21 protein-coding genes are annotated in these 23,377 nt (G+C 35.7%); 15 read left to right on the plus strand and 6 right to left on the minus strand.

The annotated features are described in order from the left end of the window. Positions 1 to 49 precede the first annotated feature (49 nt). A complete protein-coding gene (gene purU, locus ICJ84_RS05445; RefSeq protein ID WP_188215320.1) occupies positions 50 to 904 on the minus strand; it encodes a formyltetrahydrofolate deformylase in 855 nt (284 codons plus the stop codon). A gap of 154 nt (positions 905 to 1,058) precedes the next feature. Here purU and ICJ84_RS05450 point away from each other — a divergent pair, with 154 nt between their 5' ends. Together ICJ84_RS05450 and ICJ84_RS05455 are read left to right on the plus strand one after the other, a co-directional pair. Next, complete coding sequence (locus tag ICJ84_RS05450) at positions 1,059 to 4,508, plus strand: methylmalonyl-CoA mutase family protein (RefSeq protein ID WP_188215321.1); 3,450 nt, start codon at positions 1,059 to 1,061, stop codon at positions 4,506 to 4,508. A gap of 204 nt (positions 4,509 to 4,712) precedes the next feature. Then, complete coding sequence (locus ICJ84_RS05455) at positions 4,713 to 4,868, plus strand: hypothetical protein (RefSeq protein ID WP_188215322.1); 156 nt, start codon at positions 4,713 to 4,715, stop codon at positions 4,866 to 4,868. A gap of 259 nt (positions 4,869 to 5,127) precedes the next feature. On the opposite strand, the gene ICJ84_RS05460 is transcribed toward ICJ84_RS05455, so the two are convergent. Next, positions 5,128 to 5,523, minus strand: coding sequence for a hypothetical protein (locus ICJ84_RS05460; protein ID WP_188215323.1), 396 nt, complete (start codon positions 5,521 to 5,523; stop codon positions 5,128 to 5,130). Between the two features lie 123 nt (positions 5,524 to 5,646). On the opposite strand from ICJ84_RS05460, the gene ICJ84_RS05465 reads away from it, so the two are divergent. Further along, a complete protein-coding gene (locus tag ICJ84_RS05465) occupies positions 5,647 to 6,090 on the plus strand; it encodes an Lrp/AsnC family transcriptional regulator (RefSeq protein ID WP_188215324.1) in 444 nt (147 codons plus the stop codon). 52 nt (positions 6,091 to 6,142) lie between these two features. Here ICJ84_RS05465 and ICJ84_RS05470 read toward each other — a convergent pair whose 3' ends face one another. Both ICJ84_RS05470 and ICJ84_RS05475 read right to left on the minus strand, forming a co-directional pair. Beyond that, on the minus strand, positions 6,143 to 7,126 hold the full coding sequence (locus tag ICJ84_RS05470) for a YpdA family putative bacillithiol disulfide reductase (RefSeq protein WP_188215325.1): 984 nt from the start codon (positions 7,124 to 7,126) through the stop codon (positions 6,143 to 6,145). A gap of 41 nt (positions 7,127 to 7,167) precedes the next feature. Further along, positions 7,168 to 8,364 (minus strand): MFS transporter, encoded by a 1,197-nt coding sequence (locus ICJ84_RS05475; RefSeq protein WP_188215326.1) that lies wholly within the window; start codon positions 8,362 to 8,364, stop codon positions 7,168 to 7,170. A 236-nt stretch (positions 8,365 to 8,600) separates the two neighbouring features. Here ICJ84_RS05475 and ICJ84_RS05480 point away from each other — a divergent pair, with 236 nt between their 5' ends. Then, a complete protein-coding gene (locus ICJ84_RS05480) occupies positions 8,601 to 9,206 on the plus strand; it encodes a DUF1684 domain-containing protein (RefSeq protein ID WP_188215327.1) in 606 nt (201 codons plus the stop codon). Here the strand turns inward: ICJ84_RS05480 and ICJ84_RS05485 are convergent. Continuing rightward, positions 9,193 to 10,233, minus strand: a complete 1,041-nt coding sequence (locus ICJ84_RS05485; protein ID WP_188215328.1) for an SRPBCC family protein — start codon at positions 10,231 to 10,233, stop codon at positions 9,193 to 9,195. The genes ICJ84_RS05480 and ICJ84_RS05485 overlap by 14 nt on opposite strands. Before the next feature lie 168 nt (positions 10,234 to 10,401). Between ICJ84_RS05485 and ICJ84_RS05490 the strand changes: the two genes are divergently transcribed. Further along, positions 10,402 to 12,447: a dipeptidyl-peptidase 3 family protein gene (locus tag ICJ84_RS05490; protein WP_188215329.1), complete on the plus strand. Its 2,046-nt coding sequence runs from the start codon at positions 10,402 to 10,404 to the stop codon at positions 12,445 to 12,447. 476 nt (positions 12,448 to 12,923) lie between these two features. Next, complete coding sequence (locus tag ICJ84_RS05495; protein WP_188215330.1) at positions 12,924 to 13,310, plus strand: pyrophosphohydrolase domain-containing protein; 387 nt, start codon at positions 12,924 to 12,926, stop codon at positions 13,308 to 13,310. A 55-nt stretch (positions 13,311 to 13,365) separates the two neighbouring features. On the opposite strand, the gene ICJ84_RS05500 is transcribed toward ICJ84_RS05495, so the two are convergent. Then, positions 13,366 to 14,433, minus strand: coding sequence for a branched-chain amino acid aminotransferase (locus ICJ84_RS05500; protein ID WP_188215331.1), 1,068 nt, complete (start codon positions 14,431 to 14,433; stop codon positions 13,366 to 13,368). 93 nt (positions 14,434 to 14,526) lie between these two features. Here ICJ84_RS05500 and ICJ84_RS05505 point away from each other — a divergent pair, with 93 nt between their 5' ends. The 9 genes from ICJ84_RS05505 to ICJ84_RS05545 all read left to right on the plus strand — a co-directional run bounded on the left by ICJ84_RS05505 (position 14,527) and on the right by ICJ84_RS05545 (position 23,361). Then, positions 14,527 to 14,991, plus strand: a complete 465-nt coding sequence (locus ICJ84_RS05505; protein WP_188215332.1) for a DUF4920 domain-containing protein — start codon at positions 14,527 to 14,529, stop codon at positions 14,989 to 14,991. A 2-nt stretch (positions 14,992 to 14,993) separates the two neighbouring features. Beyond that, the gene (gene mnmD, locus ICJ84_RS05510) at positions 14,994 to 15,674 is read left to right on the plus strand and encodes a tRNA (5-methylaminomethyl-2-thiouridine)(34)-methyltransferase MnmD (protein WP_188215333.1); all 681 of its coding nucleotides are present in this window, start codon (positions 14,994 to 14,996) and stop codon (positions 15,672 to 15,674) included. A 275-nt stretch (positions 15,675 to 15,949) separates the two neighbouring features. After that, positions 15,950 to 16,855: a TIGR01777 family oxidoreductase gene (locus tag ICJ84_RS05515; protein WP_188215334.1), complete on the plus strand. Its 906-nt coding sequence runs from the start codon at positions 15,950 to 15,952 to the stop codon at positions 16,853 to 16,855. A 136-nt stretch (positions 16,856 to 16,991) separates the two neighbouring features. After that, positions 16,992 to 17,531, plus strand: a complete 540-nt coding sequence (locus ICJ84_RS05520; RefSeq protein ID WP_188215335.1) for a nucleotide exchange factor GrpE — start codon at positions 16,992 to 16,994, stop codon at positions 17,529 to 17,531. Between the two features lie 9 nt (positions 17,532 to 17,540). Then, positions 17,541 to 18,656 carry a molecular chaperone DnaJ gene (dnaJ, locus tag ICJ84_RS05525; RefSeq protein ID WP_188215336.1) on the plus strand — a complete coding sequence of 372 codons (1,116 nt, stop codon included), beginning with the start codon at positions 17,541 to 17,543 and terminating at the stop codon, positions 18,654 to 18,656. 319 nt (positions 18,657 to 18,975) lie between these two features. After that, complete coding sequence (locus ICJ84_RS05530) at positions 18,976 to 19,905, plus strand: ABC transporter ATP-binding protein (protein WP_188215337.1); 930 nt, start codon at positions 18,976 to 18,978, stop codon at positions 19,903 to 19,905. 4 nt (positions 19,906 to 19,909) lie between these two features. Continuing rightward, positions 19,910 to 21,217 (plus strand): ABC transporter permease, encoded by a 1,308-nt coding sequence (locus ICJ84_RS05535; RefSeq protein WP_188215338.1) that lies wholly within the window; start codon positions 19,910 to 19,912, stop codon positions 21,215 to 21,217. Continuing rightward, entirely contained in the window at positions 21,168 to 22,172 is a 1,005-nt protein-coding gene (locus ICJ84_RS05540; protein WP_188215339.1) for a mechanosensitive ion channel family protein, read from the plus strand. Before ICJ84_RS05535 ends, ICJ84_RS05540 begins: the two co-directional genes overlap by 50 nt. A 25-nt stretch (positions 22,173 to 22,197) precedes the next feature. After that, a complete protein-coding gene (locus tag ICJ84_RS05545; RefSeq protein ID WP_188215340.1) occupies positions 22,198 to 23,361 on the plus strand; it encodes a sigma-54-dependent transcriptional regulator in 1,164 nt (387 codons plus the stop codon). Positions 23,362 to 23,377: the final 16 nt, after the last annotated feature.

A 23,377-nucleotide genomic window follows, 5' to 3' on the forward strand; every position in this document is an offset into this window, starting at 1 on the left:
TAGACTTTACTAACTATATTTTATGGAGAAATTCTTTTTTTGAAGGTTGTTAAGAGAAAATAACGGTTTTATTGTTGTACACCATAACTTTTCTATCGGCATGTAATTTTACAGCATTTGCCAATACAATTTTTTCTAAATCACGTCCTTTAGCGATAAGGTCAGGAATAGAGTGTGCATGGGTTACACGAGTAACATCCTGCTCAATAATTGGACCACCATCGAGTTCTTCGGTAACATAATGACTGGTAGCTCCAATAATCTTAACACCTCGTTTAAAAGCGGAATGGTAAGGTTTTGCACCAATAAATGCCGGTAAAAACGAATGGTGGATATTAATGATTTTATTCGGGTATTTATCAATCATGGTTTTTGGTATGATTTGCATATACCTTGCTAAAACAATAAAGTTGATGCGGTATTCTTCAAGAAGTGCCAATTGCTTTTTAGCGGCTTCTTCCTTATGGTCTTTAGTTACCGGAATGTGATAAAACGGAATTTTAAAACTATCTGCTATCGGTTTTAAATCCTTATGATTACTGATAATGAAAGGAATTTCTAAATTCAGCTCTCCCGAATTATAACGACCTAATAAATCGTAAAGACAGTGATCGTATTTTGAAATGAACAAAGCCATTTTCGGTTTGCTTTCCGAGGAGTAAATACGCCATTTCATTTTAAAAACTTTGGCCATTTCTGTTTTAAATGACGCTTTAAAGTTTTCGGTAGAAAAAGATTCCCTGGTAAATTCACTTTCCAATCGCATAAAAAATTCATTCTGTTCACGATCAACAAACTGGTCGATATAAACAATATTTCCTTCGTTTTTTGCTATGAAATTGGTTACTGAAGCAATGATATTAGGGCGATCTTTACAATGTATAAGGATGGTAATTTTATTCATAATGGTTTATAAGTCTCTCAAAATTAACTTAAAAATCAGATAACTAGAAAGCGGGAATATAAATTTTAGATAATCACCTGTAAATAGTTTCTTTTTTTGAATATTTCGTAAATTTGACCCATATATAATAGTTTTATTTAATTATCTGAAAAAGATGCATACAGCTCCCTATAAACCAAAACATAAAGTAAGAATTGTTACCGCTGCCTCGTTATTCGATGGTCATGATGCTGCGATAAATATTATGCGCCGTATTATTCAGTCGACCGGTGTAGAAGTGATTCATCTTGGGCACGATAGAAGTGTAGAAGAAGTGGTGAATACAGCCATCCAAGAAGATGCGAATGCCATCGCCATGACCTCTTATCAAGGCGGCCATAACGAGTATTTCAAGTACATGTACGATTTGTTAAAGGAAAAGGGGGCGTCGCATATCAAGATTTTTGGAGGCGGTGGTGGTGTTATTCTTCCGGAAGAAATTAAAGAATTAATGGATTATGGGATTACTCGAATTTATTCACCAGATGATGGAAGAGAACTTGGGCTGCAAGGTATGATTAACGATTTGGTAGAGCAATCGGACTTTGCTGTGGGCGATTCATTAAATGGTGAAGTAAAAGAGTTAGAAACAAAAAATCCTAAGTCAATAGCTCGAGTTATTTCTTCGGCAGAAAACTTTCCGGAAGTCGCAAAAGATACCTTAGCCATTATTCATGATAAAAATAAGACTTCTAAAACACCTGTTTTAGGAATTACCGGAACAGGAGGGGCTGGGAAGTCGTCCTTAGTGGATGAATTGGTGCGTCGCTTTTTAATAGATTTCCCTGAAAAAACATTAGGGATTATTTCTGTGGATCCTTCAAAACGTAAAACAGGAGGTGCTCTTTTAGGGGATCGCATTCGTATGAATGCTATTAACAACCCAAGAGTGTATATGCGTAGTTTGGCAACCCGTCAATCGAATCTGGCATTATCGAAACATGTGAATGAAGCCATTGAAGTGTTGAAGGCAGCCAATTACGATTTGATAATTTTAGAAACTTCAGGAATCGGACAATCCGATACCGAAATTGTCGAGCACAGTAATGTGTCTTTATATGTCATGACTCCTGAATTTGGAGCCGCAACCCAATTGGAGAAAATTGATATGTTAGATTTCGCAGATTTGGTAGCGATTAACAAATTTGATAAACGCGGTGCTTTAGATGCTTTACGTGATGTGAAAAAACAATACATGCGTAATCACGAATTATGGGAAGTAAACCAGGATGATTTACCGGTTTTCGGAACGATTGCTTCACAGTTTAACGACCCGGGAATGAACGCGCTGTATAAAGCGGTAATGGATACGATTTTTGAAAAAACAGGAGCTGATTTAAATTCAACTTTTGAAATTTCAAAAGAAATGAGCGAGAAGATTTTTGTGATTCCGCCAAGTAGAACGCGTTATTTATCCGAAATTGCTGAAACCAATCGTACTTATGATAAAATCGCTTTAGATCAGGTTGAGGTAGCTCAGAAATTATACGGTATTTACAAAACGATAGGTTCAGTATCTAATGTCACATCGCGCAAAGTCGAGATGTCATTTATAGGTAAACTTGGGTTGAATGAAGAAGAGATTCTCAAACACGTACAGAACGAAAATGATAAAGAGTTTTTGAAGTTATTATTGAAAGAATTCGATCGTGTAAAAATGAATCTCGATCCCTACAATTGGGAAGTAATTGCTGGTTGGGGTGAGAAAATCGATAAGTATAAAAATCCAATTTATACCTTTAAAGTCCGTGATAAAGAAATCAAGATTGAAACACACACTGAGTCGTTATCGCATACGCAAATTCCAAAAGTAGCTTTACCAAAGTATCAGGCTTGGGGTGATATTCTTCGTTGGACCTTACAAGAAAATGTGCCTGGAGAATTCCCATATACTTCGGGTCTATACCCATTCAAGCGTACAGGTGAAGACCCAACACGAATGTTTGCAGGTGAAGGAGGGCCAGAACGTACCAACCGTCGTTTCCATTACGTGAGTTTAGGAATGCCGGCAAAACGTTTGTCTACCGCTTTCGATAGTGTAACGTTATATGGTAACGACCCGGATTACCGTCCCGATATTTATGGGAAAATAGGGAACGCGGGAGTAAGTATCTGTTGTTTAGACGATGCTAAAAAACTGTATTCAGGATTTAATTTAGCCGATGCCATGACTTCGGTAAGTATGACCATTAACGGGCCGGCGCCTATGTTATTAGGTTTCTTTATGAATGCGGCTATCGATCAGCAATGCGAGTTATATATCAAGGCACAAGGTCTTGAAAAAGAGGTTGAGGCCAAGATACAAGCCATTTATAAAGAAAAAGGTGTCGAACGTCCTGAATATAATGGTGAGTTACCAGACGGAAATGATGGTTTAGGTTTAATGCTGTTAGGTGTTACAGGAGATCAGGTGTTATCAAAAGATGTTTATGATAAGATAAAAACAGAAACCATAGCCCAGGTAAGAGGAACGGTGCAAGCCGATATTTTGAAAGAAGATCAGGCGCAAAATACCTGTATTTTTTCAACGGAATTCGCACTTCGTTTAATGGGAGATGTTCAGGAGTATTTTATAGAAAATAACGTTAGAAACTTTTATTCGGTGTCTATTTCAGGGTACCATATTGCTGAAGCAGGAGCTAATCCTATTACACAGTTGGCACTGACTTTATCAAACGGGTTTACCTATGTGGAATACTACTTATCAAGAGGGATGGATATCAATAAGTTTGGTCCAAACTTATCTTTTTTCTTCTCTAATGGTATCGATCCGGAATATGCTGTAATTGGTCGTGTAGCGCGAAGAATCTGGGCGAAAGCCTTAAAACAAAAGTACGGTGCTAATCCAAGAGCACAAATGTTGAAATATCATATTCAAACTTCTGGACGAAGTTTACATGCTCAGGAAATCGATTTTAATGATATCCGTACCACGCTTCAGGCCTTATATGCGATTTACGATAACTGTAACTCCTTACACACGAATGCTTATGATGAGGCGATTACTACGCCAACCGAAGAATCGGTACGTCGTGCTATGGCTATTCAGTTGATTATTAATAAAGAATTAGGGTTGGCTCGAAATGAAAATCCGATTCAGGGGTCTTTCATTATTGAAGAATTAACCGATTTGGTAGAAGAAGCGGTGTTGGCTGAATTCGATAGAATTACGGAACGTGGTGGCGTATTGGGTGCTATGGAAACCATGTATCAGCGCAGTAAAATCCAGGAAGAAAGTCTGTATTACGAAACCTTGAAGCATAATGGCGAATTCCCAATTATAGGTGTAAATACCTTCTTAAGTAGTAAAGGATCCCCAACCATACAACCAAAAGAAGTGATTCGAGCGACAGAGGAAGAAAAACAATTTCAAATAAAAACCCTTGAAAACCTTCATAAAACCTACGAAGACAGAATTGAAGCTACATTAACCAAAGTTCAAGAAGCAGCTATTCAAAACCAAAATGTATTTGAAGTCTTGATGGAAGCCACCAAGGTATGTTCGTTAGGACAAATTACTGATGCGCTGTTTGAAGTTGGTGGGCAATACCGTAGAAATATGTAACAACTGACTTTATCTATAAATTAAAAATCCCGATCGAAAGGTTGGGATTTTTTTATCTTTAAAATTTTGATTGTGAGGAGTGTGTTTTATCGGTTATTTTTGTAAATCGTTTCAGATCAAAGAATTAAACAAGCAGGTTGCCTAATAATTTATGTTTCGGTGCTTTTCTTGGGTATCTTAAATATTCTCAAAAAAGTAAATAATATGTCTAATTTAAATAACATTATTATGGAAGCAACTTTAAATTACAATTTCAAAAGACAGTCTGAAAACCATATTGACTGGTTATTAAACATTATCAAATCTGAAAAATATTATGAAATTGATAGTTATATCGTAGACTTAGATCAAGCGAGCTAACCCTAAAAATCAAAACGCTTATAAAGCAATTTTACTTTTAATATTTTAAACTAAAAGCATCTGTTTTCCATATTACTATATATGAAAATAGAGCTTGTGCCTGTAACATTAAACCCAAGATAGCAGAATTAATTTCAGTACATTGATACTAGTACTAGAATTAATTCTGCTTTTTTATGCGAGTTTTATATGATGTTATTTTTTAAAAGTTTTCTGGTTGATTAGCTAAAAAGAAAAGATTGTAAAGAGGCTTATGATTTTAAAGTGTTAATAACCAAGTGCGTTGTAGTTGTTTGAATTTTTTTAATTCACTACGTAAGATTGGCAAAAAGTCTTTTCCGTTGCTGTTGGAACGCTCTAAACGGTATGAGTTTTTGTATAACTTATTGGTCAGGCGCTTTAATGTCGCGATGTGCTTGTAGCGTTTATCAGAATAGCGTTCCAGTTCCACACTAGCAATTTCAGGAGCTAAGGAAATAGACTGCTGAACGATGTCTCCAGAGAAGTAAATGTTACTATCTTCAGTACCATCTGGTTTTAATTGAGACAAATCGTGGGTTAAATATGTTGAAATACTTTGAGATAGAGCAAAAATCTCTATCGCCTTTTTATAAATCGGTAAATCCGATAGGTTTGATGGGGTATTGTGAGACATAATCTTTTTTCTTTAGCATTTTTATCAAAATTACAGACAAGATTTCATATTCTTCTTTAACTTTTAAAGTAAAATTGTATATTTACTTTAATATTTAATTTTTTAACCCAATATATCTTTATAATGGTTTTAGATGCGCTTAACTGGAAGATTTTGAAGTGTTTACAGCAAAATGCAAGGCTCTCGAATGCAGAAATCGGGCGTCAGGTTGGCATTAGTTCGCCGGCAGTTTCCGAACGTATTAAGAAGATGGAAGATGCAGGAATCATCTTAGGTTATAAGACCGTAGTTTCGCCTTTAGACATGGGGTATCAGCTTAAAGCGATAATTACTTTACGCGCCTTTATAGGGAAATTAAAGCCCTTTTTAGAAAAGGTGAAAACTTATGATGAGGTTTTAAACTGCTATAGAATTACTGGAAATGAAAATATCGTGATGGAAGTGGTGCTTAAAAATCAAAAGCATTTGGAAGCTTTTATCGATCAATTGATTATTTATGGGGAAACCAAAACGCAGATCGTTTTGTCTCATGTTACCCGATTTAAAGAAATAAAGCCTTTAAAGTAGAGAAAGGAAACCACCGAGGTGGATTCCTAGATTTTAAAATTGTATTTTGAGATTATTGTTCAATATTTTCATGCAAACTTTCTATATGTTCAGCGATACGTTTGGCGTGAATTCTTGAATTTTCAATAAACCACTTATGGGTTTCATTGCCGCCACAAATCACTCCCGCTAAATACAAGCCTTCGATGTTTGATTCCATAGTTTCCGGGTTGTAGCTTGGAATGTTTCTTCCGTCGTCAGATAATTCAATATGACTTTGTTTTAAAAATTTGAAATCAGGAACATAACCTGTAAGCGCTACCACATAGTCGTTTTCTAAAGTAAGAAAACCTTTTGGGGTTTTTATATCGACTGTTTCTTCATTAATTTTTGTAATTTCAGAATTGAAGTATGCTTTTATACTACCTTCATTAATACGGTTAATAATGTCTGGGCGAACCCAGTATTTTACGCGTTCACCAATGGTTTCACCTCTTACTACCATGGTGACGTCACCGCCTTTTCGCCATATTTCGAGTGCCGCATCTACTGAAGAATTACTAGCCCCAACCACAATGATTTTTTGTAACGAATAGTTATGCGCCTCTTTGTAATAGTGCGTCACTTTAGGTAAATCTTCTCCAGGAACATTGATAAGTTTCGGTATATCGTAAAAGCCGGTAGAGATAATCACTTTTCTAGCCAAATATTCAGTTTTTGAAGACGACACTTTGAAAATCGCTTTTTCTTTTTCTACCTGATTTACGGTTTCATATAAATGAATATTCAGTTTATTTGAAGTCACTACACGTCGATAATATTCTAAGGCTTCATCTCGATTTGGTTTTGGATTATTACTTATGAACGGAATCTCGTCGATTTCAAGTTTTTCTGAAGTCGAAAAGAAGGTCATATTTTTTGGGTAGTTGAAGAGGGAGTTGGTTAAAGCTCCCTTTTCAATTACCACATAATTCCAGTTTCGTTTTTTGCACTCTAAGGCGCAATTAATACCAATAGGTCCAGCGCCAATTATTAAAACATCTAGTGTGTTTTTCATTTACTTTTATACTTTTCTAGCGATTTAAATATCTATCTTTTTCAATTGTTCAATCGTCTGTTTAAACTAAATAATATCAAGGCACTAATAAGCGCCAGAGAGGCAATTATATACCAGGTGATTTCAAATCCTAAACCGGCGGTTAGCTGTAACCCGGCATTATGCCCAAAAATATGAGCTACCGAAAACGAGATGGAGTATAACGCCATATATTCACCTTGATTTCCTTTTTTAGCACGTTCTATAGCAAAGGCATTTGAGAACGGAAAGGCAATCATCTCACCAAAAGTTACCAGTAGCATACCAATAACCAATACGCCAGACCAGGAAGTAAGGTTTAAAATTAAAAAACTTATTCCTGTTAAAATAGCTCCGAAAAATACCAACCATAATTTGGTAAATGCTGTATGTTCCAGCCATTTGATTAAGGGCATTTCAAAGATAAAAATAACAAATCCATTTAAGCCTAAAATTAAGCCGATTTCAAATTCACTCAATAAATGAACATCTTTATAGTAAATGGTGATTGATGAGAAATATTGCAGGAACACAATACCAAATAGCACCATTGCTAAGAAAAACACCAGAAAAGCACTGTCTTTGTAGGCCGAAACCGGGTTCTCAATTTTAAAATCGTCGAGTACTTTGGCTTTTTTAGGGTTTAATACTTTGATCATGACCAAAGCAGCCATCAAGCAGGTAATGCCATCGACCCAGAACAAGCCACCGTAACCCAATCCGGAAATAATCATGCCTCCAATGGCCGGTCCTGCTGAAAAACCTAGGTTAATCGCCAAACGAATAAGTGTTAATGAACGGATTTTATTTTCCGGTTTGCTGTAGGCGTTAAGCGCAACAAATATGGCCGGTCTAAAGGCATCGGCAACCATCATAACTATAAAAATTCCGATGCATATTGATACAAATGTATTAAGCATTTGTAACGCAATAAATAAAACCCCAGTAGCCAGTAGGCTTCTTGCCATAACCTTGTAGTACCCAATAATATCGGTTAATTTTCCTCCGATCCATGATCCGACAACCGAGCCCAAACCAAAGGCGCTCATAATCCATCCAACCTGACTAATGGTAAATTGTAAATCTTCCTTGAGGTATAACGATAAAAAGGGAATTACCATAGTGCCGGCGCGATTTATAAAAGTAATAAGCGCCAGCCACCAGATTTCGTCCGATAGGCCTTTAAAAGTATCTATGTAGTTTTTTAAAAGTGCTTTCATAGGTTGGTTAGGTATTAAAAATAAAAAAGTCCGACGGTTAAGTCGGACTTTTAATACATTGAAATATGATTTTATAATGATATCACCACAATATATAGCAAGCCCGACCTCGTTCTCTCACAGAGGTATATTGCTTTTTACAAATTGTGATCATATAGCGCATTGTCTAATTTTTTGAATCACAAACTTATAGAAAATAATTGGAAGTTGTATTTTTGAAATCAAAATTTATTCAAATGAAGTATTTTTTAATGCTATTTGTACTTGTTTTTGGTACGGTAGGGTGTCAGGATAAAAAGCAGTATAACTTAGGGGAAACTGAATTTCAACGCGAGTTGAATGCCGAATATAAAGATGCGACAACATCGCCTTTAAAGGACGAAGATCGTAAGACTTTTGAAGGCTTGGAGTTCTTTAAAAACGATTCCACCTATGTGGTTACTGCGACTTTAGAGTTAACACCCGATTCTGAATTTGTACCGATGAAAACCACTACGAGTCGAATGTCTGAAAAACGCGTTTACGGTGTTTTGCGTTTCGAATTAAAAGGAAAATCATTCAAACTGAATATTTATCAGGATAAGGATTTAATGACTCGTGAAGGCTACGAGAATTATTTGTTTCTTCCTTTTTTCGATGAAACCAGTGGAGAAGATAGCTACGGTGGTGGCCGCTATATTGACGCTCGAATTCCAGAAGGCAATACTATGGTTATTGATTTCAATAAAGCTTATAATCCATATTGTGCGTATAACGATACATACTCATGTCCGATTGTGCCCAGAGAAAATTATTTAAAAACACGTATTGAAGCAGGAGTAAAAGTATTTAAAAAGCATTAAGCTGATTTTCTTTAATCGCGATATAAATTTCGGTAACCCAATTAGCAGGATTAGGAGTATTTTCGGAATCTGTTAAGTAAATTTCAAGCATGGGGCCGCTTTCAGTTAATTCTAAACCTGTATCTGGAATATATTTTAAAGCTGTTTCCCAGGCTTCTTTTAGGTTACTGTAATCTCCTTTAAGGGTGGTTTTTACGGCTCTAAAAGGTTCAATTACACCGATTTGAATGTTAGTGTTTTTAGGTTCGATTTCTTCAATTGTAGGCACACAACAAGAGAATTCGGCTATATTATTTATTTCGTCCCATGTTTTGTAGTTTACAAATGGAGCACCGGACAAGGCGATATTATGATTTTTAATGTACGTTATAATTTGCTTAAACATATCGTGCATTTTTTCTTCAGACTCATTTATTTTGCAAACAGTAGAATTATATAAAAAATGTTCGCCAGCATAACTGGTTATTCCATTAACTTTTATGCTGTATTTTTTCATATTGCTTACAACAATGCTATCTAATTTTTCAAGACTACGTTCGTAATGTGGGCCAATTTGCTCTTCCATGCTTCCGGTAAAGGCAGTATATGCTTTAAATCCAAAAGGAAGATCGTTTCCGGAGATACTCCAAGTTACATCGGTAGAGCCATCTTCATTAGGGGTAAAAGTCCAGTTAATGTTCGAAGACGGAAAGTCTGCAATCTGCATTTGTTGGTATATGGTCGCATTAGGAACTGTTTCTAGTGTAGTCATACTTCCTCTGCCATTTTCGTTTTCCCAAGAGTACGAACTATTAACACCTGAAGTTTGCTCAGGATAAATAAGTTTCATTTTAGGATCGGCTTCAACCCACGACGACCAGTCCTTCCAATTCTTAAAATCAATCACATTATCATAAATCACCGAAACCGGAGCTTGAATGGATCGCGTTCTGCTGACCTCAAAAGTATTGGGTTGTATGGCTACATAAATAGAGGTGCCAATCACGGCAATTAGCAACAGAAATAAGATGTATTTGAATGACTTCATGTCGATCGGATTTTCGAAGCAGTTACTCTATCAAAGATAATGAATTTATAATTCTTGTTAAGAAATTATTACATTTGTGGACTTAAAAATAAAAATTCAATAATGAGAACAAGTGAATTATCTTTAAATGTTAATTTAGATTGTTCTCATACTTAAAAATCCAAACAGATGAATTTAAAACAAATATTAGGTGTTGCTTTTGTTTCGGCTGCATTGTTTTCTTGCGGAAATGATAAAGCTAAAACAGTAACCGAGGAAACTACAGATGTTAAAATTGTAGATGCTGCGTTTAATTATAATGTTGAGCAGTTTGCAGATATTAAGGTTTTGCGATATCAGATTCCAGGTTGGGAAAATTTAACCCTGAAAGAGCAAAAATTAGTTTATTATTTAGCTCAGGCCGGACTTTCAGGTCGTGATATTATCTGGGATCAAAACTATAAGTACAATTTAAAAATCCGTGAAGCTTTAGAGCAGGTATATAGCAATTATGAAGGTGATAAAACGTCTGAAGATTGGAATGCTTTTGTAGTGTATTTAAAACGTGTATGGTTTAGTAATGGTATTCATCATCATTATTCAAATGATAAATTACAACCGGAGTTTTCATCAGAGTATTTAAAAATGCTTTTAGCTGAAACTGATACCGAGTTGGAAGGCGAAGCGTTTGAAGTAATTTTTAACGACAAAGATGCTAAAAAAGTAAACCAAGCCAAAGGGATTGACAATGTTTCGGCATCAGCGGTGAATTTTTACGGAGAAGGTGTAACTAATGCAGATGTGGAACGTTTTTATAAGACTATGAAATCACCAGATCCAGCAAAGCCACTGTCGTTTGGTCTAAATTCGAAGTTAGTTAAAGAAGATGGAATTTTAAAAGAATTAAAGTATAAGTCAGGCGGTTTATATGGTGAGGCTATTGATGAGATCATTAAATGGTTAGAATTAGCAAAAAGCGTTGCTGAAAATGAAGCTCAGGCGAATGCTTTAGGCTTATTGATTCAATATTACACGACTGGTGATTTACAAACCTGGGATGATTATAATGTTGCTTGGACGGCGGCTACCGAAGGTAATATAGATTACATAAACAGTTTTATAGAAGTCTATAATGATCCTTTAGGGTATAGAGGTTCTTATGAAAGTATTGTTCAGATTAAGGACTTCGACATGTCTAAAAAAATGGCTGTACTATCAGACAATGCACAGTGGTTCGAAGATCACTCGCCTTTAATGGAAGAACATAAAAAGAAGAATGTTGTCGGGGTAACTTACAAAGTGGTAAATGTGGCTGGAGAAGCTGGTGATGCCTCGCCAAGTACACCAATCGGGGTGAATTTACCAAATGCCAACTGGATTCGAGCTGCTGTAGGAAGTAAGTCGGTATCTTTAGGGAATATCGTGGCTTCTTATAACAATGCCGGTGGTTCTGAACGTTTAAAAGAGTTTGTTAACGACAAAGAAGAGTTAGAATTACAAGAAAAATACGGTCAGTTGGCTGATAAATTACATACCGCATTGCATGAGGTTGTTGGTCATGCTTCAGGGCAGTTAAATCCTGGTGTTGGTGAAACAAAAGAAACGCTTAAAAATTACGCGTCAACGTTGGAGGAAGGTCGTGCAGATTTAGTGGCACTTTACTATTTATACGATCCGAAGTTACAGGAATTAGGCTTAGTTGAAGATTGGCAAAAGGTTGGAAAAACGGCATACGACGGATACATTAGAAATGGTTTAATGACGCAATTAATTCGTTTGAATTTAGGAGATGATGTTGAGGAAGCACATATGCGTAACCGTCAGTGGGTTTCGGCTTGGGTCTTTGAAAAAGGTCAGGCTGAAAATGTAATAGAAAAAGTAACACGCGATGGCAAAACCTATTTCAATATTACTGATTACGAAAAGCTACATAAATTGTTTGGAGATTTATTACGAGAAACTCAACGTATAAAATCTGAAGGTGATTTTGCTGCTGTAGAAGCTTTAGTTGAAGGTTATGGTGTGAAAGTAGATCAGAAACTTCATGCTGAAGTTTTAGAACGTAATGCTCAGTTTAAATCAGCGCCTTATAGTGGATTTGTAAATCCAGTATTGGTCCCGTTAACCGATGAAACCGGTGAAATCACCGCTATTGAACTAACGCAACCGGCGACGTTTGACGAACAAATGTTGGATTACAGTAACCGTTACAACTTCTTGCCGGAAGATAACTAGAATAAATTCTAGAAGTAAAATTTTAAAAAAACAGAATGCTTTAATTGAAACGAGACCGAAAAAAATAAGTAGGTTAAGTTTAAAGAAAATTTTAGGGTTCTGTTTTTTTATTTACACTAAAAATAAGTAGAAAAGCATTAATTAAAATGAGACAACCAATTATAATTAGTACATCCATAAGTGTTTAGTTTTTGTGTTAGTTACCTATATGATGCGTAAAACGTAAAAAGGTTGCGTATTATTTTAAGAAAAATTTAATAGCCACAATAAAAAGTATAAATCCAATAAACGCGAATAGCATCCAGATGCTGCCTTTATAGAATTTTCGGTGTAGTTTTAAATCTTTTCGGTACATAAAGCCTATAATGATAGAGAAGACGATAAAAAATATAATTCCGAAAATGATTTGACCTTTACTAAACATATAATTAATTTTAGACAAAAATAGTAAAACAGATTTCAGAAATAATAGATATATGAAGAATAAAATTGATGCCGTTAAGGCATTTCACACAGCTTTTAAGATTGGTCATAAAGAAACACCAACAGCCGATTTAGGAGTGGAGAAAAATACCTTACGTTTTAACTTAATGAAGGAAGAAAATGAAGAGTATTTAGAAGCCGCAAATAATAATGATTTAGTTGAGGTTGCTGATGCTTTGGGTGATATGCTGTATATTTTATGTGGAACCATTATAGAGCATGGTATGCAATATAAAATTGAAGAGGTATTCGAGGAAATACAACGTAGTAATATGAGTAAGTTAGGTGAAGACGGTCAGCCTATATATCGTGAAGATGGTAAAGTGTTAAAAGGACCAAATTATTTTAAACCAGATATTGCATCCATTTTAGATAAATAAAAAAAAGAGAAGCTATTTAGCTTCTCTTTTTTTATCAATATTATCAAAAAGTAAATTAGTCTAGTTTGTATCTCCATCCAAAAGGATCTTCAACTTTATTGGTTTGAATATCAGTAATGCGTTTTTTCAAGAAGCTTGCAAATGTTTCTTCTAATTCCGGTAATTCGAAATCTTCATCTTTATATCCAAAACCAGAAATAGGTGAAATAACAGCCGCAGTTCCGGCTCCAAACATTTCTTTTAAAGATCCGTTTTTAGCAGCTTCAACAACTTCATGAACCGAAAGTTTTCTTACTTCTACATCAATACCTTCAGCTTTCGCTAATTCAACAATACTTTTACGCGTAATACCATCTAAAATTCTGTCACTCGTAGGTGCAGTAATTAAAGTATCGTTAATACGAACAAAAATGTTCATAGCACCAGCTTCTTCAATGTATTCATGACTTGTGTCGTCTGTCCAGATAACTTGCTGGTATCCTTTTTCAACCGCTAATTGTGTAGGGTAAAATTGTCCGGCATAGTTACCACCAGCTTTAGCAAAACCAACACCACCATTAGCAGAACGCGAATAGGTTTGTTCGATTAATACTTTTACTTTTCCCGAGAAATAAGAACCAGAAGGCGCTGTACAGATTAAGAATTTATATTCGTTAGCCGGTGATGCGTGGAACCCATTCCCTGAAGCGAAAATAAACGGACGAATATATAAAGAACTACCATCTTGTTTAGGAATCCATTCTTTATCAACTTCTAATAAAGCCTTTAAACCATCCATAAAATAGTTTTCGGGTAATTCAGGAATCGCTAAACGCTTAGCCGAAATATTTAAACGGTTAAAGTTGTCTAAAGGACGGAATAAATACACGTCTTCGTTAGCATCTTTATAAGCTTTCATGCCTTCAAAAACCGATTGTCCGTAGTGGAAAATTTTAGCTGAAGGATCTAAAGAAATGGCTTGATAAGGAACTACCTTTGGAGCTTGCCATTTTCCGTCTTTAAAATTGCATTCAAGCATATGGTCTGAAAAAACACTTCCAAAAGCCAAGTTATCAAAATCTACATCATGTATTTTTGTAGTTTCTGATTTTATAATCTCTATGTCGTTGATTATTGAGTTCATAAATAAGGTTTTTTTATGCTACAAATTTAAGTAAAAACGTTTTTAAAAAAGCAGTATATTTACAACTAATCAATAAAAATTGAATTTTAGCGTATGAAAAATATATTATTTTCATGGATTTGCGTTTTTATGTTGTTTTCTTGCAAAGAAAAGGTGTCTTATGAATCGTTTGGAAAGGAAATTAGTTCAATAAATGCTAACAACATAAATGATATGGCAGATGTCTACGCTAACATGCAGCTTGGAGAGCTTACAGATTATAAGTTAAAGGCTCAGGTTAAGGATGTTTGTAAAGCCAAAGGATGCTGGATGACGTTGCAATTGGAGGATGGAAATGAGGTGATGGTTAAATTTAAAGATTACGCCTTTTTTGTGCCTAAAAATATAGAAGGAAAAGAAGTGATTGTTAAAGGCAAAGCTTTTGTGAATGAAGTTCCGGTTGAGGAATTACAGCACTATGCGCAGGATGCTGGAAAATCAGAAGAAGAAATAGCAGCCATAACTTCTCCTAAAAGAACCTTGTCCTTCGAAGCCGTAGGTGTTTTAATTAAACAATAAATTTGAAAAGAGAAATTGTAATTACCGGAGACGGATCGTCCACCATACATTTACCACTATGGGATGAGCAATACCATTCTAAACATGGTGCTATACAAGAGGCGTATCATGTGTTTATAAAACATGGGTTACGTCATTATTTAGAAGTTTACCCTAAGTCTGAATCCGTTTCCATTTTAGAAATAGGTTTTGGTACTGGTTTAAATGCCTTTATAACGCTGATGGAAGCAGATAAATTAAAACCTTCAATTAATTATTGTGGTGTTGAAGGGTATCCCGTGGTGAAAGAAGAAATTATTCAGCTAAATTATCCAAAGCAATTAAATGTCGAAGCGCAAGAGAATCTTTTTTTGAATTTGCACGAGGTATCATGGGAAGAAAAGCATGTAATTACTCAGCAATTTTCATTAACAAAGCAAAATCGATTCTTTACTGAAATAAAAGATAAGGAAGTATACAATCTGATTTATTTTGATGCTTTTGGTGCTCGTGTACAACCTGAATTGTGGACTGAGGATATCTTTAAGAAAATGTATGATGCGCTTCAGTATAATGGCGTTTTAGTAACCTATGCAGCAAAGGGTAGCGTACGTCGTGCTATGCAAGCCGTGGGATTTAGTGTGGAAAAACTTCCTGGCCCACCAGGAAAACGTGAAATGCTCAGGGCTACAAAAAAGTCCTGAGCATTCGGCGAATACAAATACTAAGGGCAATGAAACATTCGGTGTAAGTTAAATGTAGAAGATTACTAAATCAGGATACATTTAAAATTATTTTTTTGTACTTTTTTAAAAGAACATTCAATATGTTAAACCTAACATAAATCTATAGTTTGTAGTATTTTCATTTCGTAATTTTAAGCAAAGATATTATCGTTCGATTCGAGAAATTTTTTGAGATAGTTCGATTCTGGATATGATATCGAACCATGCCATTACGATAATCAAGGAAATAGAATATGAGGGTTTTAATTACCGGCGCGACAGGATTAATAGGAAGAGAGATTGTGAAAGGCTGCCTTAAAAAGGGTATTCAGGTAAATTATTTAACGACCAGTAAATCTAAAATTAAAACAGACGAAAGTTATCAGGGGTTTTACTGGAATCCGAAATCTGGGGACATCGACACCAATTGTTTTAACGGGGTCGATGCCATTATTCATTTAGCGGGTGCAACTATTTCAAAGCGCTGGACATCGTGTTATAAAAAGGAAATATTATCGAGTAGAAAAGACTCCACACGATTATTAGTCAACAGTCTAAAAGGAGAAATGCATACCATAAAGCAGGTGATTTCGGCTAGTGCGATTGGTATTTATCCAGATTCTCAAACTAATTATTACGATGAGAATTATAAAATTAAAGATGACTCATTTTTAGGTAAAGTCACTTATATCTGGGAATCTGAAGTCGACGCATTTTCGAAGTTAGATATTTTGGTTTCCAAAATACGTATTGGTTTAGTGTTGTCAGAAAAAGGCGGAGCTCTAAAAGAAATGCTAAAGCCGATAAAACTAGGTTTAGGCGCAGCTTTTGGTAGTGGTAATCAATGGCAGTCCTGGATTCATATTAGTGATTTATCGGAGTTGTTTCTTTATGTGTTAAAACATCAGTTACCGGGCATTTACAATGCTGTAGCGCCAAATCCTGTGACGAATACTGAGTTGGTAAAATCGATAGCGCATACAGTTGATGCGCCGTTATTTATGCCTAATATTCCTAAACGTCTTATGAGTATTTTGTTAGGTGAAATGCATACCATTCTGTTCGACAGTCAACGGGTATGCTGTAAAAAAATAGAGGATAAAGGTTTTTATTTTAAACATCATCATTTACAACCCGCTTTAAACGATTTATTGGGGTAATCATTCGCTTTTCTGCAAATTCTTCAGTTTTATAAATTTCTTGTAAAATTATTTCGTGACATTATGACATTTTTACAATAATGGCAGTACTTTTGCCAACTAGTTTTAGTATTTGTATAAAAATTTAGTTACCGCGATGAGTAAAAAAGAACACGATATAGAAAAGGAGCAAGTAGAGGCTGTAGAAAACGAAACCGTTGAGGTTGAAGAGCAAGTAGAAGAAAAAACTGTTGAAGAGAAGCTTCAGGACGAGTTAAAACAAGAAAAAGATAAGTTTTTACGCTTATTTGCCGAGTTTGAAAACTACAAAAAAAGAACTTCTAAAGAGCGTATCGATTTGTTTAAAACAGCAAATCAAGACGTCATGGTGGCTTTGTTACCAGTATTAGACGATTTCGACAGAGCGTATGTTGAAATTTCTAAAACCGAGGAAAAAGAATTATTGAAAGGCGTTGAGCTTATCAGTAACAAACTAAAAACAACACTTCAGCAAAAAGGATTAGAGGTAATCGAAGCGGCACAGGGCGATGCATTTAATGCAGATGACCATGAAGCTATTACACAAATACCTGCACCTTCAGAAGATTTAAAAGGGAAAATTATCGATGTTATCGAAAAAGGATATAAGCTTGGAGATAAGGTAATTCGTTTCCCTAAAGTAGTAATAGGACAATAAAAAAGGAACATGGCTAAAAGAGATTATTACGAAGTATTAGGTGTAAGCAAAGGCGCCAGTGCTGCCGAAATTAAAAAGGCGTACCGAAAGAAGGCGATTGAATTTCACCCTGATAAAAATCCGGATAATAAAGAAGCAGAAGCAAAGTTTAAAGAAGCAGCAGAAGCTTACGAAATATTAAGCGATGCTGATAAAAAAGCACGTTATGACCAATTTGGTCATCAGGCATTTGAAAATGGCGGAGGCTTTGGCGGCGGAGGTATGAATATGGATGATATATTCAGCCAGTTCGGCGATATTTTCGGAGGCGGCTTTGGTGGTGGTTTCGGAGGTTTTGGCGGTGGCGGTGGACCACGCCGCACCAAGGGGAGCAACCTGCGTATCCGCGTTAAATTGACACTTGAAGAAGTTGCTAATGGCGTTGATAAAAAAATAAAAGTAAAACGTAAAGTTCAAGCTCCTGGTACAACCTATAAAACCTGTACAACATGTAACGGTTCTGGTCAAGTAACGCGCATTGCGAATACCATTCTAGGTAGAATGCAAACATCAGCACCTTGTAATGCCTGTGGAGGTTCTGGTCAAACCATTGATCAAAAACCAGCTGATGCCGATGCTCAAGGGTTAAAGGTGGCAGAGGAAACCGTTTCTATCAAAATTCCTGCAGGGGTTGTAGATGGTATGCAGCTTAAAGTTTCCGGCAAAGGGAATGAAGCACCAGGTAATGGTATTCCGGGAGACATCATTGTAGTGATTGAAGAAGAACAACATGAAAAGCTACAACGCGAAGGTGATAACCTGCACTACGATTTGTATGTAAGTTTTCCTGATGCTGTTTTAGGAACTTCTAAGGAAATAGATACAGTAACCGGAAAAGTGCGTATTAAAATTGAACCAGGTGTACAATCGGGTAAAATTTTACGCTTACGCGGAAAAGGAATTCCAAGTATAAACGGTTACGGAAAAGGTGATTTACTGGTACATGTAAATGTATGGACACCTAAAACATTAAATAAACAACAACGTGAATTTTTTGAATCGATGCAGGAAGACGAGCACTTCTCGCCAAAACCGGAAAGTTCAGATAAATCGTTTTTTGAAAAAGTAAAAGATATGTTTTCATAAAAAGTGGTAAGTTTTAGTTTTATAAACTAACCTGCTGTTTTTTAAAAAGTTCTTAATTCATTTTATTTGGAATTAAGAATAAAAAAACTATATTTGATTCATCACTAAAATTATTTTAGTGATAATTTTTCTTTTTCATAGCAATTTTTTCCCATCCTTAATCCTTTTTAAGGGTGGGTTTTGTTTTTACAAAAACAACAAAAAGCTATTTATTTTATAATTAATAAATTAGGCTTTTGGTATTAAATTGTAGAAACCGTTTAGCGGTCTATTAACATTTAATATCTTTACCAAGCATTAGTCAATATAAATTACACCAATGAGCAACTTATTAGAAGTTAATCAGGTTTCTAAACATTTTGGAGACTTCAGGGCGCTAAACAACGTGTCTATTTCTATTCCAAAGGGCAGTATATTTGGACTTTTAGGTCCGAATGGTGCCGGAAAAACTACCTTAATACGTATTATCAATCAAATTACCATGCCAGATTCTGGTACGGTGCATATAGATGGTGTTTTACTTAATGAGAATCACGTTAAAGATATCGGGTATTTGCCTGAAGAGCGTGGCTTGTATAAATCGATGAAAGTGGGCGATCAGGCGTTATACCTAGCTCAATTAAAAGGTCTTAGTAAAGCTGAAGCCAAAGAGCGTTTAAAATACTGGTTCGATCGTTTGGAAATTGGTGACTGGTGGAACAAAAAAATTCAGGAGCTTTCAAAAGGGATGGCACAGAAAATTCAGTTTGTGGTAACGGTGTTGCATCAACCAAAACTGTTAATTTTCGATGAGCCATTTTCAGGATTTGATCCTATTAATGCGAATTTAATTAAAGATGAAATTTTGCGTCTTCGTGAAGAAGGGGCAACAGTTATTTTTTCAACGCACCGTATGGAGTCTGTTGAGGAACTGTGCGACGACATCGCGTTAATCAATAAATCGAATAAACTACTGGACGGAAAGCTGATGGATATCAAACGTCAGTATAAAATAAACACGTTTGAAGTGGGTATTAAAACTGTCGATAATCTTATGTTACAAAATGAATTATCCGATAAGTTTTCGGTATCTCCGGCGAATTTCAAGACCTTGGATAATGAGTTAAAACTAAACATCAAGCTATCAAATGGCGAAAGCCCTAATGAGTTACTAAATTACTTAACATCTAAGGGCGAGGTGTCTCATTTTGTAGAATTAATTCCGAGTGTTAACGATATTTTTATTCAAACTGTAAAGAATAATCAATAGAACAATGAACCATTTACCACTTATCATAAAGCGAGAGTATTTAACAAAAGTTAGAAACAAATCGTTTATAGTCATGACGTTTTTAAGTCCGTTGGTTATGATTATTCTTGTTTCGGTTGTAGCCTACTTAACTCAGTTGAACAATGAAAAAGTTCGTACAATTTCGGTGTTGGATGAATCGGGACTGGTACAGGATGTTTTTAAAAGTGATGAGAAAACGACGTTTAATGTTTTAAACGATATGTCGCTTAATGAAGCCAAGGCTTTCGCCAAACAAACCGAAGCGTATGGCCTGCTTTATATTGGCGACTTTAAAGATGCCAGTGAGGCTTCAAAATACATTCAGTTTTATTCAGAAGAATCACCATCTCTAACGCTTATTTCGGATTTGGAAGGTCAGTTAGAAAAAAAACTGACCAATCTAAAATTATTAGATAACGGCGTAGATGTCGATATGATTAATGCTTCAAAAATTAACATCAATATTGCTCAGGAAAGTTTTGAAGGCGAGAAAACATCTAAAACCGATAGCGTGGTAAAACTTATTTTTGGAGGTGCTGCCGGTTATTTATTATTCATGTTCATCATTATTTATGGTAACATGATTATGCGCAGCGTCATCGAAGAAAAGACCAGTAGAATTATCGAAGTGATTATTTCTTCGGTAAAACCGGTTCAATTGATGTTTGGTAAAATTGTAGGGACCTCGTTAGCGGGAATTACGCAGTTCATCATTTGGTTGATAATAGGGAGTATTTTGTTAACCGTTATTTCTGTAGTGTTCGGAATTAATGTCATGCAAACCCAGCAACAGGAAATCATGAATCAGGCTATGACCAATCCAGAGGTTAATGCTCAAGTTCAAAATTTTGTAGCGTCCTTTTATAATTTACCATTAACGAATTTAATTTTCGCATTCATCTTATTTTTTATAGGAGGCTATTTATTATACAGTTCATTATATGCGGCAATTGGTGCGGCGGTAGATAACGAAACCGATACGCAACAGTTTATGTTGCCAATTATTACACCATTAATGCTGGCAGTTTATATAGGCTTATTTACAGTAATTGAAGATCCGCACGGAACGGTTTCAACCGTATTTTCATTTATCCCTTTAACCTCACCAGTAGTTATGTTAATGCGTATACCTTTTGGGGTACCGCTTTGGCAACAACTGGTTTCTTTTGTACTTTTAATAGCGACTTTTATGTTTACGGTATGGTTTGCTGCTAAAATTTATAGAGTAGGTATTTTAATGTATGGCAAAAAACCGAGTTATAAAGAGCTCATCAAGTGGATTAAATATTAGTATGATTCAGGAATTAGAAAAATTGGGAAAAATAGAAGATGCAGTATCTAAAAGTTCATGGTGGCATAACGTCAAGGATTTTTTAAATCTGCATGTCGAAATATCTGAAAAAATTCATATTTCGGTATTAGATGTTATCGCCGTTACAACGGCTATTTTTATTACCACTTTGGTATTACGAGTTCTTTTAAAACTTATCACCAAGAAGTTGCCAGATGAGGAAAAGGGGAAGTTTAATGTGGTTTTCGGGTATTTCAGATGGCTTGTTTATCTAATCATTCTTTTAATTACTTTGAATGCCGTTGGGGTTAATGTTACTGCGGTCTTTGCAGCTTCGGCAGCTTTAATGATCGGTGTTGGTTTGGCGCTTCAAACCTTATTTCAAGATATTATTTCTGGAATTTTTATATTAGTAGACCAGACGGTTCATGTTGGAGATATTATTGAATTAGAAGGTAAAGTGGGACGTGTAGAAGAAATTAAGCTACGAACCACTCGTGCTGTAACCATTGATAATAAAGTGCTAATCATTCCAAACCACTTGTATTTAGAAAACAGTTTGTATAACTGGACCCAAAACGGGACCACTACACGAGAAAGTGTTGCCGTGGGGGTGGCTTACGGAAGTGATGTACAGTTAGTGAAAAAGCTTTTAATTCAAGCAGCGAATTCCCATCCCGATGTGATGGCAACTTCCGAAACCGTTGTACGATTTGATAATTTCGGAGATAGCTCGTTAGATTTTAGAGTTATTTTTACACTTGAGGATAGTTTTAACGCAAATATGCCAAAGAGTGATATCCGTTTTGAAATCGATCGCTTGTTTAGAGAACATAATATAAGTATTCCGTTCCCGCAACGCGATATTCATATTATTCAGACCCCAAATCAAAGTGTCAACCTGAATTTAAAACCCTCAGGGAATATTCCTGAATTAGGTGACCAAAATGCATAAAACAGAATTTTAAAAGGAAAATATTATGCCCAAAATTTTAATTATAGAAGATGAAGCAGCTATTCGTCGTGTACTTGTTAAAATTCTCTCAGAAGAAAACGATACTTATGTTGTGGAAGAAGCCGAAGATGGTTTAGTTGGTATCGAAAAAATTAAAAATGACGATTACGACTTGATTCTATGCGATATTAAAATGCCAAAAATGGATGGTGTTGAAGTGTTGGAGGCTACTAAAAAAATAAAGCCTGAAATCCCCATTGTCATGATTTCCGGGCACGGCGATTTAGATACCGCCGTTAATACCATGCGTCTTGGTGCTTTCGATTATATATCGAAACCACCCGATTTAAACCGTTTGTTAAATACCGTTCGGAACGCTTTAGATCGAAAAGAACTGGTTGTAGAAAACAAACTACTTAAAAAGAAAGTCGGTAAGAATTTCGAAATGGTAGGTGACAGTGCTGCAATTTCACATATTAAAGATATGATTGAAAAAGTAGCACCAACCGATGCTCGAGTGTTGGTTACAGGGCCTAATGGAACAGGTAAGGAGTTGGTGGCACATTGGTTACATCAAAAGAGTGACCGTAGTAAAGGGCCAATGATTGAAGTGAATTGTGCAGCGATACCAAGTGAATTGATAGAAAGTGAATTGTTTGGTCACGTAAAAGGCGCATTTACCAGTGCTGTGAAAGATCGTGCCGGAAAGTTTGAAGCCGCTAATGGCGGAACCATTTTCTTAGATGAAATCGGGGATATGAGTTTACCGGCACAGGCGAAAGTACTACGAGCGCTACAGGAAAGTCGTATTCAGCGTGTTGGTAGTGATAAAGATATTAAAGTGAATGTTCGCGTTGTAGCGGCGACAAACAAAGATTTGAAAAAGGAAATCGCCGAAGGTAAATTTCGTGAGGATTTATATCACCGATTGGCTGTTATTTTAATTCAGGTACCGCCGTTAAATGACAGACGTGATGATATTCCGTTATTGGTTGATCATTTTGCTGAAAAAATTGCCAGTGAGCATGGTACAGCTAAAAAAGTGTTTTCAGATAAAGCCTTAAGCTTATTAAAAGCTTACGATTGGACGGGGAATATTCGTGAGCTTCGTAATGTTGTAGAACGCCTGATTATTTTGGGTGGTAAACAAGTGAGTGAAGAAGACGTCAAGTTATTTGCAAGTAAATAACCTGACGTTTCAAAAT

It is taken from the genome of Aestuariibaculum suncheonense, from assembly GCF_014596935.1.
GTDB lineage: Bacteria > Bacteroidota > Bacteroidia > Flavobacteriales > Flavobacteriaceae > Aestuariibaculum > Aestuariibaculum suncheonense.